Raw genomic sequence first — 14,794 nt, forward strand, 5'->3', positions numbered from 1 at the left:
CAAATCAGTGAGTGAGTTATCACTAATGTTGCCGAATGAGCAGGCTACGGTCGCTCTTGGCGCGAAAATTTTAGAGTCATTGTCAGCTGATAGGGGCGCTATCATCTATTTGATTGGCGACCTCGGTGCAGGGAAGACCACGCTAACACGTGGTGTGCTGCATGCGCTGGGGCATTCAGGTGCGGTTAAGAGTCCAACCTATACCTTGGTTGAGCCTTACGAAATGCCTGGCCGCAACATCTACCACTTTGATCTTTATCGGTTGGCTGACCCGGAAGAGCTTGAATATGTCGGTATTCGAGATTATTTCGACGGTAAAAGTCTGTGTTTGATTGAGTGGCCGAGTCGTGGGGAAGGAGTTTTGCCTCCTGCGGATTTAATCGTTAAAGTGAGCGTCAGCCCCGGAGAGGCCTCGTCTTTGGGCTCTTTGCCAGGGCGCCGAGCGCGACTTTTAGCGCAGAGTGAAGTGGGCGAGGCAATCATTCAAGGTTGCCGTGAATTTGCACCTCAGTCCTAACGTGTTTGTGAGGTTTTTTTGGTTTTACGCTACGTACAAGGTTTGCTGATTGCCGCGCTCGTTGTGATCGGTGGCGAGGCTTATGCGACGCAAAACGTCGAGAGCGTGCGTTTATGGCGAGCGCCTGATAACACGCGCATTGTGTTTGATCTCAGCGGCCCTGTTGAGCACAAGATATTTACTTTGGCAAATCCAAACCGCTTGGTGATCGATGTTAACAATGCGCAATTCAAAGCATCGTTAAACCACCTTGCTCTGAGTGATACCCCGGTTAGTGGTCTGCGTACGGGTAAGCGCAACAGCAATGATTTGCGTATCGTGCTAGACCTTAAATCAAAAGTCGACCCGAGTAGTTTTGTGCTCGCTAAGCATGGTGATAAGTCCGATCGTTTGGTGTTGGATCTTTACGACCTCACCCCGAGTAAGCCAGTAGAGCCCACCATCGTCGATAGGCCATCCGATGTTAAGCGCGATATTATTATTGCCATCGATGCAGGTCATGGCGGCGAAGACCCGGGTGCGATCGGTGCACAAAAGATCAAAGAAAAAGATGTCGTGCTCGATATTAGTAAGCGCCTGGCGAAACAAATCGACGCCACGCCAGGTTATAAAGCCGTTTTAATTCGTACGGGTGATTACTACATCGCTTTGCGGCAGCGACGTGAATTAGCGCGTAAACATCGTGCCGATTTGTTTGTATCGATTCACGCCGACGCATTCAAGCATAAAAGCGCTAGGGGAGCCTCGGTGTTTACACTGAGTCGACGAGGCGCGAAAGCAACCTCAGAATTCGCTGCGAATTTGGCAAGCCAAGAAAACAAATCTGACTTGATAGGTGGTGTTGTTGATCTTGACTTGCGTGGCAAGGATCAAGTTTTGGTTGATGTGCTTGTGGATCTCTCGATGACACACACATTAAGCTCAAGCCTCGAAGTCGGTGACGAAGTCTTGAAGTCAATGGGCGGTATTGCGCATTTACACAAACAGCGCGTTGAACAAGCGAATTTCGCTGTATTGCGATCAGCGGATATGCCCTCATTGCTCGTTGAGACAGGTTTTATTTCAAACCCTGGCGAAGCTAAACGATTAAGCACACCAAAATATCGTCAACAAATAGCAGAAAAAATATTTTATGGTGTGAATCGCTATTTTCAGCAAGTCCCTCCGCCAGACAGTTACCTCGCTTGGCTTAAATCTACGGGTAAACAATTTAATGAGCATGTCATCGTTCGTGGTGATACCTTGAGTGCTATCGCGCAACGTTACAAGGTATCGGTTAATGACATTCTTTCCGTCAACGGGCTGAATAGCACGAATATTCGTGTTGGTCAGCGTCTTAAAATTCCAACGTCGTAATCATTTGTGTCCATTTTAAACACCCGTCGTATTCAACTACTTAGCCCCCGCCTCTCAAACCAAATTGCAGCCGGCGAAGTGGTGGAACGGCCTGCCTCAGTTATTAAAGAATTGCTCGAAAATGCAGTCGATGCGGGGGCGACCAATATTGAGATCGATATTGAGCGTGGAGGAGTAAAATTAATTCGGGTGCGTGACAATGGTTGCGGCATTACCAAAGACGATCTGGCTTTAGCGCTGAGTCGTCATGCGACTAGTAAAATTGTCGAACTAGATGACCTTGAAGCAGTAAAAACACTAGGGTTTCGTGGCGAAGCCTTAGCCAGTATTAGCTCAGTTGCCCGACTAGTGTTGTCGAGTAACACTGAGGAGAAGGGGCAAGGCTGGCAGGTTAGGGCCGCGGGTCGAGATATGGAAGCTGAGGTGACACCGACCGCTCACCTTCAAGGCACCACTGTCGAAGTGCAAGACTTGTTTTTCAATACGCCAGCACGACGAAAATTTTTACGCACGGAAAAAACAGAATTTAATCGTATAGAAGATGTGGTGAAGCGTTTAGCGCTGACCCACTTCGATATTAATTTCACCGTAAAACATAATGGCCGTGTTGTGCATGCCTACCGTACGGCAGCGACACAAGCAGAAAAAGAACGGCGTGTGGCTCAAGTCTGTGGCCCGGCATTTATGGAGAATGCTCTGGCTATCGAAATGGAAGCCAGTGGGCTGCGCTTATGGGGGTGGGTTGCGTTACCGACGTTCTCTCGAAGCCAGGCGGACCTTCAGTATTTTTATGTTAACGGTCGCGCTATTCGCGATAAAGTCGTCACCCATGCAGTGCGTCAGGCGTATGCTGATGTGCTTTATCATGGGCGTCATCCTGCATACGTGCTGAATTTAGAGTTAGATGCTGCCACCGTCGATGTCAATGTGCATCCAACAAAACATGAAGTTCGTTTTCGTGATAGCCGACTAGTCCATGATTTTTTGTACCGAAGTTTGCATCGAGCCTTGGCCGATGTGCGCCCGGGTAATGCTGCGCCACCGACATCCAATGCTTCAAGCAATGAAAGCGGGTTGGCATCGGAGCGTATGCTGCAGCCAAGTAATTCCGGTTTGGCCAGCACTTCGGCTGCTGAAGCCGATACATTGCGTAATCAAACGGCCTTGAATTTGTCTCAAAGCCCATCGCCTACCGTAACGCAAGTTCGCGAAAATATGGGCGTGTATCAAGCCTTGCATCCATCGTCTCATTCACGCGATGAGCATAGTGTGCAAGTAGCCTCCTCTGCAGATAACTCTGCGTTTATCCCGCCGTTAGGCTATGCGATTGCCCAACTTAAAGGTATTTATGTGTTGGCGGAAAATGAGCAAGGTTTGGTGCTGGTCGACATGCATGCGGCGCATGAGCGCATCACTTATGAACGCATGAAACAATCATTGGCAGAGCAGGGTATAGCGACACAGCCATTATTGGTTCCTCAGTCCATAGCGGTGAGCCAAAAAGAAGCAGATTGCGCCGACGAACATGCCGAGACATTTAAACAGTTAGGTTTTGAATTGGAGCGTGCAGGGCCAGAAAGTTTATTGGTTCGGCAAATCCCTATTATGCTTGATCGCAGTAATGTGGAGCAGTTGGTACGTGATGTTTTAGCTGACTTAGTTGAGCACGGTACAAGTCAACGCATTGCTGAACACATGAATGAAATTCTCGGCACTATGGCCTGTCATGGTTCGGTGCGAGCAAACCGAAAACTGACCATTCCTGAAATGAATGCACTGTTGCGCGATATGGAAGAAACCGAACGTAGTGGACAGTGTAATCATGGTCGTCCGACTTGGACGGCGCTTAGCATTAATGAACTCGATAAATTATTTATGCGTGGGCAATAGTGGTAACGCTCAAGCCGGTGCTTTACCAAACTACAAACAACATTTGAACCTGATCGAGTGATATGCAATCAAAACCCTTAATTGTTTTTATTATGGGGCCAACGGCATCGGGTAAAACTGATCTCGCCTTGGCGCTAGGGCAGCATATTGCTTGTGAAATTATTAGCGTCGATTCAAGCCTGGTCTATCGAGGGATGGATATTGGCTCGGCCAAGCCAAGCGCCACGGAATTGGCCAGCATCCCCCATCATCTAATTGATATCCGAGATCCCGCCGACCCATACTCTGCGGCAGAGTTTCGTGATGATGCGTTGCGTCTTATCGATTCCATTATTGCAAAAGGTAAAACCCCTTTGTTGGTTGGCGGTACCATGATGTACTTCAATGTGCTGCTTAAAGGGCTGGCTGATATGCCAGCCTCGGATCCGGATCTGCGGGCGCAAATTGAACAACAAGCTAGCGAACTTGGTTGGCCAGCAATGCATCAGCGCTTAGAAAAAATTGATCCAGAACTCGCCGCCACATTACACCCCAACCATTCGCAACGTATCGCTCGAGCTTTGGAAGTTTACCAGTTAAGCGGTAAAACCATGACTCAACTGCGCAATGAACAGCATGTTCAACGTCAACGCGATCCGCTGGCGGAATACGACGTTAAACAAATCGCGCTGACACCGACAAGGCGTGAAACTCTGCACGCCCGAATAGCGCTAAGGTATCAGCGAATGTTGGACGAAGGTTTTGAAGCCGAAGTGCTAAAGCTTTATCAGCGCGACGATTTACATAGCGACTTACCCGCTATTCGTGCAGTGGGTTATCGTCAAATGTGGGGTTATCTGAATGGCGAATATGACTATGATGAAATGGTCGAAAAAGGCGTGGCGGCAACTCGTCAGCTAGCCAAGCGCCAACTCACGTGGTTACGTGGTTGGTCTGAACTGAAGTGGATTTTCACCGATAATGATCAAGGTCAAACTAAAAATATTAACCAAATAGTCAAAGAGACCTTGAGTTATTTACAAATATCAGGGATATAATGGAAACGCTGCGCAAGTTTGCTTGTCATATTCAGCGGTTGCTTTTGCTTTGGAATGAATTTTAGTCAGTGTTTCCAACTTGGAAACCGTGTTCCAGAGATTTTGGGTGTAACCTCGGTGGATTTATAGCGTAAATGCACCATACTGATGCTGATGTTCCCCGAAAGCGGGAGTGCATTTCTCCCGGCACTAAATTGGGGCTTATTTGCCAAATTCTGTTTTTGCTTACTTTTATTTATCTTTGTTTAAAGGAGAACCACCATGTCAAAAGGGCATAGTCTACAAGACCCTTACTTAAACGTATTACGAAAAGAACGTATTCCTGTCTCCATTTATCTTGTGAATGGCATCAAACTGCAGGGGCAAGTTGAGTCATTCGATCAATTTGTGGTGTTGTTAAAAAACACCGTCAGCCAAATGGTATACAAACATGCGATTTCAACTGTCGTGCCATCGCGTGCCGTTCGTATTCCTATGGCTAATCCTCAAGAAGGTGAGTCAGGTAGTTAATCAGGTAGGTTTGCTTGTTTTTTGATCGGCCCGAGTCGGGCGAGGCGTCGGTTCTTGTCCATTTCGACTTTAATCGTTTCGACGAACCCGATGATCCACGGGAATTTGAAGAACTCGTTTTATCAGCGCAAGGTGATCCGGTTGCTTTCTTGATGGGGCAGCGTGCTACCCCTCATCCGAAATATTTTATCGGCACAGGCAAACTAGAAGAACTGAAGGATCTAGTGGTTACTCACGAAGCTCAAGTAGTGATCTTCAACCACACCTTATCCCCCAGCCAAGAGCGTAATTTGGAAAAGGTACTCGGCTGTCGAGTACTGGATCGTGTCGGCTTGATTCTCGATATATTCGCGCAACGCGCACGCACCCACGAAGGTAAACTGCAAGTGGAGTTGGCGCAGCTTCGGCACCTATCGACTCGATTGATTCGCGGATGGACCCACTTGGAAAGGCAAAAGGGCGGTATTGGTCTACGAGGCCCAGGTGAAACGCAGTTAGAAACTGACCGCCGCCTGATTCGTGGGCGAATTCGTTCAATTGAAGCGCGCCTCGAGAAAGTTCGTAAGCAGCGTGAACAGGGTAGGCGCAGTCGAAAGCGTGTTGATATCCCAACGGTCTCCTTGGTGGGTTATACCAATGCGGGTAAATCTACGTTGTTTAATCGCCTGACTCATTCCGACGTCTATGCTGAGAATCAGCTCTTTGCGACATTGGATCCAACCATGCGCCGCATCGAGATTGAGCGGGTTGGGCCCGTGGTACTTGCGGATACAGTGGGCTTTATCAGTCACCTTCCTCACCGTCTCGTTGAAGCATTTCGTGCGACCCTCGAAGAGGTTAACAATGCTGATTTACTGCTACATGTGATTGATGGCGCGAGCGAACAGGCCGCCGATCACATAGTACATGTTAATACGGTGCTCGAAGAGATCGGCGCTGAGGAACAACCACAGCTCAAAGTTTTCAATAAATTAGATCTACTACCGGGGCACGCGCCGCGCATTGAACGTGACGAAGACGGCACAGCGACAGCTGTGTGGTTGTCCGCCCACACAGGCGAAGGTGTCGAGCTGCTACAGGAAGTGGTTGCGGAGCGCTTAGCCAGTGAGGAACTGCACGATGTGCTTTGGCTCAAACCGCAGTTTGGTCGTCTGCGGGCGCGATTGTTTGATGCCAATGCGGTAAGTCACGAAGACTTTTTGGATGACGGCTCCAGTGAACTGGAAATCAAAATGCCCAAACCAGATTTTATGCGCCTTCTCAGCGCTGAAAACGTCGGCTGGGACGACCTGCACTGGCGAGGTCAGGGCAATAGCGAAGGTCCGCATGTGTAGCTTTGGTGCAGTGATTTTTCGATTTAGGCTGAAATCGTCACCCGAAGCGTCTAGAATTCTTTAACTTTTGAAAATCATAAACCTTTAAAATTAAAACTACGTATCACTTCATTACATAACTCCCAAACAATTGAGTAGTGAACCTAGTACGACGGAGAACAATATGGCTTGGAACGAACCCGGTGGTAATAACCAAGACCCGTGGGGCGGCGGCAATCGAGGCAACAATCAAGGGCCTCCAGACTTAGATGAAGCACTGAAAAAATTTCAGGAGAAGCTAGGCGGTATTTTTGGCAGCGGCGGAGGCCGGGGCGGCCAGGGTAAAGGTTTTAGCGGTGCGACCTTTGGCTTGATTATCGCGGTAATGTTGGTGGTCTACGTTGTCGCAGGTGTCAAAATCATCGATGAACAAGAGCGCGCGGTTGTGCTTCGCCTCGGTGTATATGATCGAACGCTTAGCCCAGGTTTGAATTGGGCTCCACCTTTAGTCGATAAGGTGTACACGGTGAATGTCACGCGTGTGCGATTCCATGAAGTAAAAAGCATCTCAATGCTGACACAAGACCTCAACATTGTTGAGGTTGATCTCACTGTGCAATACAACATTGCCAACGCAGAAGATTTTGTGCTCAACGTCCGTGATCCCGAAACGAGTCTTCGTGAAGCGACCGACAGTGCGTTGCGTCATGAAGTGGGCTCTGCAGAAATGCATGAAGTTTTGACGGAAGGGCGTGGCGAGTTGGCTATCCTGGTTGCTCAGCGCCTGCAGGAATACCTTGATTCCTATAAAGCGGGTATGTCTATCGGCACAGTGAACATCCAAGAAACAACACCTCCTCGCGCTGTACAAGATGCGTTTGACGACGTTAACCGCGCTCGGGAGGATGAGGAGCGTGCCATTAATGAGGCGCAAGCCTATAGCAACGGTATTATCCCAGAGGCTCGTGGTCAGGCGCAGCGTGTGATTGAAGAAGCGAACGGTTATCGTGATGAGGTGGTTGCACGGGCTCAAGGTGAGGCGGATCGTTTTGCCAAACTGCTAGTTGAGTACAAAAAAGCGCCCCAGGTAACGCGAGAGCGCTTGTATCTCGATGCTGTTCAAGACGTTATGCAAAACAGCTCAAAAGTATTGGTAGATGTCGAAGGCGGTAACAATATGATGTACTTGCCTCTCGACAAGTTGACTGAGCGAGCTACTCGCTCCTCCGGCGGCGCTAGCGCTGGTCTCTCGGCCAATGAAATCGCTGAAATGGAAAAGCGTATTCTCGAGCAATTGCGGCGAGAAACGTCAAATAACAATACCCGCTGGCGCTAAGGAGACGACATCATGAGTGGTAAAAGCTTAATTGTAATCATCGTCGCCGTTGCTGCATTGTTGTATGTATCCAGCGGCCTATATATCGTAGAGCAGCGCGAAAAAGCGATTATGCTTGAGTTCGGGAAAGTGGTTGATACCGAAATCGAGCCTGGTTTGCATTGGCGTTGGCCGTTAATTAACACGACTAAAATCTTCGATGCTCGCATACTGACATCACGTACAGAGCGCCCAGAGAGATTCCTTACCGTTGAGAAAAAGGGTATGGAAGTAGACTACTTCGTGAAATGGCGAATTTCAGATGTCGGTAAATACTACACGGCGACCAATGGTGACGAATTCAATGCTGATCGAGCTATCGCTAGGCCGGTAAATGAAGGGTTGCGCAACGAGTTTGGTGAGAGAACTCTACAAGAAGTGGTTAGTGGTGAGCGTGATGAGTTGATGGTAGCGCTAATCAACAAGGTTAGCGAAGAAGCTCAAGCGCGCTTGGGTGTCGAGATCATCGATGTTCGCGTGAAGCGCATTGACCTTCCGCCTGACGTATCTGAATCGGTTTTCCGTCGTATGCGAGCCGAGCGTGAGCAAGAGGCGCGAGCCCACCGTTCAGAAGGTCAGGAGCAGGCGGAAATCATCAAGGCCGACGCTGATCGTCAGCGTGTGGTGATTCGCGCGAATGCTTATCGAGAAGCTGAGCAAATCCGCGGTGAAGGGGACGCGCAGGCTGCCAGTATTTACGCTGATGCCTATACTCGTGATCCAGAGTTTTACTCGTTCGTGCGCAGCCTCAATGCTTATAAAGAGTCGTTTAACGGGCCGAGTGACCTGTTATTGGTTGACCCAGATAGCGATTTCTTCCGATATTTGAACAAGTCAGGCGCTCAGTAGGATTTCCTATCTGGGTTGCCATTGGGGGCGAAAACAGGCTCAAAATGCTCATTTACTGCGTGTAAATACCGCGTTTTAGCCTGTTTTCGCCTTTATGTTGTCCCTCCCGTCTACAGAAATTGAGATTCCTATCAGTCATATCCCGCTCAACCCCTAGCGACTGCAGAATCATCACAGCTAGGTAAATTCCCTGTTCTCGCTACGGCAATTAATGGTAGAATTCGGTAACCGGGCTCGTGGAGCCTGTCGGCTTTAGCGCTAGTTGCCAACCCAGTCTTGCACTGGCTTGTAGTCCTAAATCCAACAGACTCCAACCCGGTTTTTTTGTGTCCCTTATTTAATGCAGCTTCCTCAACGCGGCAGGAAACATGTGGCAGGAAACATGTGGCAGGAAATCCTCAGGGCGTTATGCCTGATGTTGGTGTTTGAAGGCATTATGCCGTTTCTCTACCCGAAGCGGTGGCGCAGTATGGTGGTTGTGATGGCTACTATTAATGACCGCAGTCTCCGCATAATAGGGCTGGTATCGATGGCCATAGGTGTCGCGATGCTGTATTTGTTGCGCTAGACAGTTTTGCACGCGCTAAATTTCAAAAACTGATCAAGAAAGACCTAAATAACATGACCTACGCAGATCGATGGTTGCTCCCTGACGGAGTGGAAGAAATTCTTCCTGGTCAGGCGCAGCAAATCGAACAACTTCGCCGCCAGCTACTCGATCTCTACCGTCGCTGGGGCTACGACTTCGTTATTCCCCCTTTAATGGAATTCACCGATTCGCTGTTGATTGGCATGGGGAGTGACTTAGACCTTCTCACCTTTAAAGTGACGGACCAGCTTTCTGGTCGTATGTTGGGCATTCGTGCTGATATCACACCCCAAGCGGCCAGAATGGATGCACACTCGTTAAAACGCGATGGTGCAAATCGCTTATGCTATGCCGGACACGTTTTGTTTACCAAACCCAAGGCCCCTCTCGCAACTCGCTCGCCCATTATGTCTGGTGTGGAGTTGTTTGGTGAAGCTAGCATCAATGCCGATCTTGAAGTGCTATCTCTTCTATTAGAGTCTCTCGACACAGTTGGGCTTAGCAGTGCATCGATTGAATTGGGTCACGTTGCAATCTTCCGAGCCATTGCAGAGGCAGCACAGCTGTCTGACAATCGTCGTGCTGAGCTGTTTGATATGTTGCAGCGAAAGGCTTTGACCGAGCTGAGTAGTTGGATCGAAAGTAATATTCGCGAATCGAAAGTGGCACAACTGATTAACGTGTTACCAACGCTAGCCGGTGACAGAGCCTCATTGGTAAAAGCGAGAGAGAAACTGGCCGATGCCCCCGCCCCGGTTCTGGATGCAATCGGTGAGCTTGAAAATTTAGCCGATAGGCTATTATCCCGTTACCCTCAAGCGCGCTTGTATTTCGATTTAAGTGAACCTCACAGTTTTAATTATCACACTGGTTTAGTGTTTTCTGTTTTCGCGCCAGGTTTGGGTCGCGCGCTTGCCAGTGGTGGCCGCTATGACGACGTTGGCGAAGTGTTTGGTCGTGCGCGTCCTGCTACAGGCTTTTCAATTGATGTCACCACAGTGAATCAACTACTGAATATGCCGGTAGAAAAAACTTCCGCCATTTTTGTGGAAAGTAGCGAAGACCCAGTATTGTGGGAATTTATCCAAACGTTGCGAAGCAAAGGTGAAGTGGTTATCTGTGGTTTCACGGGTGATACTTCGCCGCCGCAGCGTTGCGATCGCCGTATTGAAAACGTAGGTGGTAAATATACTGTCGTCGCAGACAGTTAACCGTTTCTGTTTTTTAACAAAGAATTTTTTGATCGACTTAGGTAAGAAAAAGCATGGGAAAGAACGTTGTCGTGTTGGGCACCCAATGGGGTGATGAAGGTAAAGGTAAGGTCGTAGACCTTCTCACCGAACAAGTGTCCTGGGTGGTGCGCTTCCAAGGTGGCCACAATGCCGGTCACACCTTAGTCATCGACGGTAAAAAAACCGTGCTGCATCTTATCCCCTCGGGTATTTTGCGCGATAACGTGACCTGTTTGATTGGCAATGGTGTTGTGCTATCGCCTGAAGCGCTGTTAAGTGAAATAGCGGGACTGGAAGCGAACGATATTCCTGTGCGCGAGCGTTTGCGTTTATCACCCGCTTGCCCGCTAATTTTGCCTTACCACGTTGCCCTTGATCAGGCGCGTGAAGCAGCGCTCGGTAGTGGAAAAATCGGCACTACCGGTCGTGGCATTGGCCCCGCTTACGAAGACAAAGTCGCACGTCGTGGTTTACGTTTGGGTGATTTATTAAACCCCGAAAAGTTTGCCGCGAAATTAAAAACCGTGCTTGAGCATCACAACTTTATGCTCACCGAGTACTACAAAACTGAAGCCGTGGATTACGACAATGTCTTGAAAGACGCGTTGGAGTGGGGCAAGCAATTAACACCAATGGTTGCCGACGTAGTGAGCATTCTTCACGGTGCCCGTGAGCGCAACGAAGACATTATGTTTGAAGGAGCACAAGGTTCGTTGCTGGATATCGACCACGGCACCTATCCCTTTGTTACCTCATCAAATACCACGGCGGGTGGTACGGCAACCGGTTCTGGTTTTGGTCCATTGTATTTAGATTACGTACTCGGTATTACCAAAGCCTACACCACGCGTGTTGGTTCCGGCCCATTCCCAACCGAACTCAGTTGTGAAATTGGCAAACACCTCGGCGTAAAAGGCCACGAGTTTGGCGCAACTACTGGCCGCGAACGTCGCACCGGTTGGTTCGATGCTGTTGCCGTTAAATACGCGGTACAACTGAATTCTATTTCCGGTTTATGCTTAACCAAGCTCGACGTCCTCGACGGTATTGAAACCGTCAAAATCTGCACTGGCTACAAAAACAGCCAAGGCGAAACAGTTACCATCCCATTCGATGCCGAAGGCTGGGACGACATCACCCCCGTTTACGAAGAAATGCCCGGCTGGACCGATACCACTGTCGGCGTTAAAAAATACGAAGACCTACCAAAAGAAGCGACCGATTACATTAAGCGATTAGAAGAATTAGTGGGCGTGCCCGTGGATATTATTTCTACTGGCCCAGATCGTGTTGAGACTATTGTTCTACGTAACCCATTTTCTTAAACAGTATTTGTTATACAGAACGCGAACGTAGAAAAACCCGTAAGAAGACATTCTTACGGGTTTTTTATTAGCAGGTCGTTTCAACCGAAGTCTAATGGGCACCATCTGACTGCGTGGGCCGATACTTAGGAAGTTCGGCTAGCAATGATTTATCAAAAGGCGCAGCGCTAAAAAATTTAGGGTAGTAGAAGTCGCGCAGTGCTTGGTGATATGCGCGGACGCTGTTCTCGTAGTGGATGCTCGACTCTAAATCCGTCCTTGCAAGTTTTTGAAGCCACCGTTCCAATAGCGAAGGTGGTGCTAAGAGGCTTGTCCATGCGGCTAGGTGATCTCGTCGTTGGCGGCCATCGCGGTATGCGTTGGCCAGATCTTCGGTGCGTTGATCGCCTACTTGTTGGAATGCGTAATACCATGGCCATTCAAAAGAGCTCTCCACTGGCTGATAATTTGACCATTCGGGATGGCGTTCAAAGAAGGCATCCATGGTGGTTTCTCTTGGCAAGTCCCATGCGTCGTTTACTGTTTCTCTTTGCAATAATAAAATATCCGCACCGGATGGAACGGGTACTAGTTGGTCGATAGCTAGTCGTGCACCTGCTGGAACTATTACGGCGGTTGTTAGCCATGCTGAAACGAGCGTCATCAGTAGCGTTGCGCTCGATTTTTTCCAAGAGGCAACGTAAAAGCAAATAAGTGACCAGAAAGCGATATAGATAAATACAGCACAGGACGCGAGAAACAGTGTGCCTGGCGCAGTGCTCGCGATTAGGCCGCCAACGATAAGCGGTAGGGTGACGCATAAAAATACAGCGCTAGCGCGCAAGCTCATGCGCGTTAACCAAAAACGTAAAGTATTCGCTGTAGTTGATTCTAAAAGGTCGAGACGCCCGGCGGTTCGCTCGCTAGCTCTGAGGTCGTATAGCAGCATGATTAAAACCAACGGAATAACAAATGCGGCGAGGAAAGCAAAATCAAACCGACCGATCAGGGCTACGCTTGGGTTGGCGACATCTCGTTCGTAAATTTGGCCCTCTAACGCCAGCATCCGAATTCGATGCTTCCAGGGCTGTTGATCGCGCAGGCCCATAGCCGCAAAAGTAAAGTCTGACGGGGCATCGTAAGTCAGGTGGAAACTGTAGTACGCCGCGCTGCCCCAATCTTGTTGCTTTTTTAATTCGGCCCAGCGATCTTGTTGGTCGCTGATAACCAGTCTTTCTAGTGTGGCATTTTGTCGTGCTACTTCTGTTAACCCGAAGCTAATAGAAATTGTCGATAATGCAACAACGACGATGAGCCAGAACCACAGTGAACGATCACGAGCAGCAAATTTTGTTTCACGGATAAACGCATTTGAGCTCTTCATGGTTTTATCCTCCCACTCAGCCATAACAAGCTAATCAACGAGGTTGCTAACCAGGTTAACAGCCATTGTAGCGAGTAAGACGCGGTGGCCATGCGTTGAGAAACGTCTGCTGTTTCAAATTGATAGTCGTCGAGCACCTGCCAGTTAGACGCATCCACGCGCGCTCGACGTGACGATTCTTCATCCTTATTACGATTGATGTCTGCTTGATAAGAGAGCTTTTCAACATGGGCTTGGTTTAGGCCCTGCACAAAATCATAACGCACTGCTTCTGCTTCTCGTTGAAATCGGTGATAGTGTGCCAGATCGGTACCGGCGATTGAGCGAGACGCAAAGGCTATTGCTAAGACCGGCGTCAATATGCTGTACCGAGAAATCGTGGTGTCTTGCTGGGCCTCAATCTGCATGCGCTCTTCTGCATATTCGTTGAGAACTTTCGTCAGTTGTTCTTCGCCATCAAAAGCGACTATGCCGCGAAAGTTGATGGGCAGATCTTCAATGCGTTTTACATTGTATTGCTCTAGTAAGTCTGATCGCAGCGTTTGAAAAGCTGGATCGTTTTCGTTGTGGCCATCACCCAGCTTGCGTAAGTCATAAAGCATCGCAAGATCAGTTTCAATTTTTCCTGCCACAGGTGTAGAGCCGGTAGCGACATTTACTGCAACCGACGGCAATACTAGGGCAAAACCAAACCAAGCCGCTGTTAATGTGGCCAATGTTGCTGAACGTTGAGTCAATACGATCGATGCGATTAGTGTTATGAAAACCCAAAGCGCTAGATAGGAAAAATACGCAGCAAAGAGAATCAGGAGAGCGAAAAAATCTTCACCATTAGCCAGGGCTATGGAAGTGCCAATAATGAGTGGGATTAGCAGTAATAAAGAAAGTGAAAGTAACGCTAGGGCTTTTCCAGCCATGATTTTATGGCCGCTGATGCTAATTGCCAGTAGAGAGACCAGTTGGCCGGATTCGCGCTCTCGTGCAATATCGCTATGTCCCAATAAAATGATGATAATTGGGGCAAATATTTGATAAACCAACGCAGGCGATAGCCAAGCCAGACCGCCAAAATTTGCGCTTGCAGCTGACTCCGCGAACATCACTGTATTTTGACGATGGCCTTCGAGAAAGATTGATTGCCCTGTTACGGTATCAAGCCCAGGGTCAAACATCGCGAGTGGAGCGGGCGCCCGAAAAAGATAGTGGCCATAATGCACCATGCGATGCGGGTGGCGATCAGGTTGCGATAAAAATGTTTGTTCGGCTTCGGTTTGTTGGTGGGTGCGCGTATGGGTTTCTGCTTCCATACGCACCGCAGTGATCAGACTAGTGACTAGCACGAATACTAAAAATATTCCCGCAGCGCCAAGGGCAAGCTGCGAGCGAAACCAATATCGCCATTCGTCAGCGGCTATATGTAGAATTTGATTCATAAAGA

13 protein-coding genes are annotated in these 14,794 nt (G+C 48.8%); 11 read left to right on the forward strand and 2 right to left on the reverse strand.

Annotated elements, in window-relative coordinates:
* Positions 1-25 precede the first annotated feature (25 nt).
* The 11 genes from tsaE (at position 26) to ACZ5NB_RS02365 (ending at position 11,993) form a co-directional block, all read left to right on the forward strand.
* Positions 26-517, forward strand: coding sequence for a tRNA (adenosine(37)-N6)-threonylcarbamoyltransferase complex ATPase subunit type 1 TsaE (tsaE, locus tag ACZ5NB_RS02315; RefSeq protein ID WP_460232081.1), 492 nt, complete (start codon positions 26-28; stop codon positions 515-517).
* 18 nt (positions 518-535) lie between these two features.
* Entirely contained in the window at positions 536-1,873 is a 1,338-nt protein-coding gene (locus ACZ5NB_RS02320; RefSeq protein ID WP_460231239.1) for an N-acetylmuramoyl-L-alanine amidase, read from the forward strand.
* A gap of 6 nt (positions 1,874-1,879) precedes the next feature.
* Positions 1,880-3,763, forward strand: coding sequence for a DNA mismatch repair endonuclease MutL (gene mutL / locus ACZ5NB_RS02325; RefSeq protein WP_460231240.1), 1,884 nt, complete (start codon positions 1,880-1,882; stop codon positions 3,761-3,763).
* Positions 3,764-3,825: 62 nt separating this feature from the next.
* Entirely contained in the window at positions 3,826-4,800 is a 975-nt protein-coding gene (gene miaA / locus ACZ5NB_RS02330) for a tRNA (adenosine(37)-N6)-dimethylallyltransferase MiaA (RefSeq protein WP_460231241.1), read from the forward strand.
* Between the two features lie 261 nt (positions 4,801-5,061).
* Complete coding sequence (hfq, locus tag ACZ5NB_RS02335; RefSeq protein ID WP_460231242.1) at positions 5,062-5,310, forward strand: RNA chaperone Hfq; 249 nt, start codon at positions 5,062-5,064, stop codon at positions 5,308-5,310.
* A 14-nt stretch (positions 5,311-5,324) separates the two neighbouring features.
* Positions 5,325-6,644 carry a ribosome rescue GTPase HflX gene (hflX, locus tag ACZ5NB_RS02340; protein WP_460231243.1) on the forward strand — a complete coding sequence of 440 codons (1,320 nt, stop codon included), beginning with the start codon at positions 5,325-5,327 and terminating at the stop codon, positions 6,642-6,644.
* 163 nt (positions 6,645-6,807) lie between these two features.
* Positions 6,808-7,959, forward strand: a complete 1,152-nt coding sequence (gene hflK, locus ACZ5NB_RS02345) for an FtsH protease activity modulator HflK (protein ID WP_460231244.1) — start codon at positions 6,808-6,810, stop codon at positions 7,957-7,959.
* A 12-nt stretch (positions 7,960-7,971) separates the two neighbouring features.
* Positions 7,972-8,847, forward strand: coding sequence for a protease modulator HflC (hflC, locus tag ACZ5NB_RS02350; protein ID WP_460231245.1), 876 nt, complete (start codon positions 7,972-7,974; stop codon positions 8,845-8,847).
* 370 nt (positions 8,848-9,217) lie between these two features.
* Positions 9,218-9,415, forward strand: coding sequence for a DUF2065 domain-containing protein (locus tag ACZ5NB_RS02355; RefSeq protein ID WP_460231246.1), 198 nt, complete (start codon positions 9,218-9,220; stop codon positions 9,413-9,415).
* 53 nt (positions 9,416-9,468) lie between these two features.
* Positions 9,469-10,647, forward strand: coding sequence for an ATP phosphoribosyltransferase regulatory subunit (locus tag ACZ5NB_RS02360; protein ID WP_460231247.1), 1,179 nt, complete (start codon positions 9,469-9,471; stop codon positions 10,645-10,647).
* A gap of 53 nt (positions 10,648-10,700) precedes the next feature.
* Positions 10,701-11,993, forward strand: a complete 1,293-nt coding sequence (locus ACZ5NB_RS02365; RefSeq protein ID WP_460231248.1) for an adenylosuccinate synthase — start codon at positions 10,701-10,703, stop codon at positions 11,991-11,993.
* A gap of 91 nt (positions 11,994-12,084) precedes the next feature.
* On the opposite strand, the gene ACZ5NB_RS02370 is transcribed toward ACZ5NB_RS02365, so the two are convergent.
* Together ACZ5NB_RS02370 and ACZ5NB_RS02375 are read right to left on the reverse strand one after the other, a co-directional pair.
* A complete protein-coding gene (locus ACZ5NB_RS02370; RefSeq protein ID WP_460231249.1) occupies positions 12,085-13,356 on the reverse strand; it encodes a DUF3526 domain-containing protein in 1,272 nt (423 codons plus the stop codon).
* Positions 13,353-14,789, reverse strand: coding sequence for a DUF3526 domain-containing protein (locus ACZ5NB_RS02375; RefSeq protein WP_460231250.1), 1,437 nt, complete (start codon positions 14,787-14,789; stop codon positions 13,353-13,355). Before ACZ5NB_RS02375 ends, ACZ5NB_RS02370 begins: the two co-directional genes overlap by 4 nt.
* Between the last annotated feature and the right edge of the window lie 5 nt (positions 14,790-14,794).

The organism is Aurantivibrio plasticivorans (genome assembly GCF_055392955.1).

Excerpts from the sequence above, each read along its gene's own strand:
- tsaE (WP_460232081.1), top strand. The coding sequence starts at position 26 with ATGTTGCCGAATGAGCAGGCTACGGTCGCTCTTGGCGCGAAAATTTTA.
- miaA (WP_460231241.1), top strand. The coding sequence starts at position 3,826 with ATGCAATCAAAACCCTTAATTGTTTTTATTATGGGGCCAACGGCATCG.
- hfq (WP_460231242.1), top strand. The coding sequence starts at position 5,062 with ATGTCAAAAGGGCATAGTCTACAAGACCCTTACTTAAACGTATTACGA.
- hflK (WP_460231244.1), top strand. The coding sequence starts at position 6,808 with ATGGCTTGGAACGAACCCGGTGGTAATAACCAAGACCCGTGGGGCGGC.
- hflC (WP_460231245.1), top strand. The coding sequence starts at position 7,972 with ATGAGTGGTAAAAGCTTAATTGTAATCATCGTCGCCGTTGCTGCATTG.
- ACZ5NB_RS02360 (WP_460231247.1), top strand. The coding sequence starts at position 9,469 with ATGACCTACGCAGATCGATGGTTGCTCCCTGACGGAGTGGAAGAAATT.
- ACZ5NB_RS02365 (WP_460231248.1), top strand. The coding sequence starts at position 10,701 with ATGGGAAAGAACGTTGTCGTGTTGGGCACCCAATGGGGTGATGAAGGT.
- ACZ5NB_RS02370 (WP_460231249.1), bottom strand. The coding sequence starts at position 13,356 with ATGAAGAGCTCAAATGCGTTTATCCGTGAAACAAAATTTGCTGCTCGT.
- ACZ5NB_RS02375 (WP_460231250.1), bottom strand. The coding sequence starts at position 14,789 with ATGAATCAAATTCTACATATAGCCGCTGACGAATGGCGATATTGGTTT.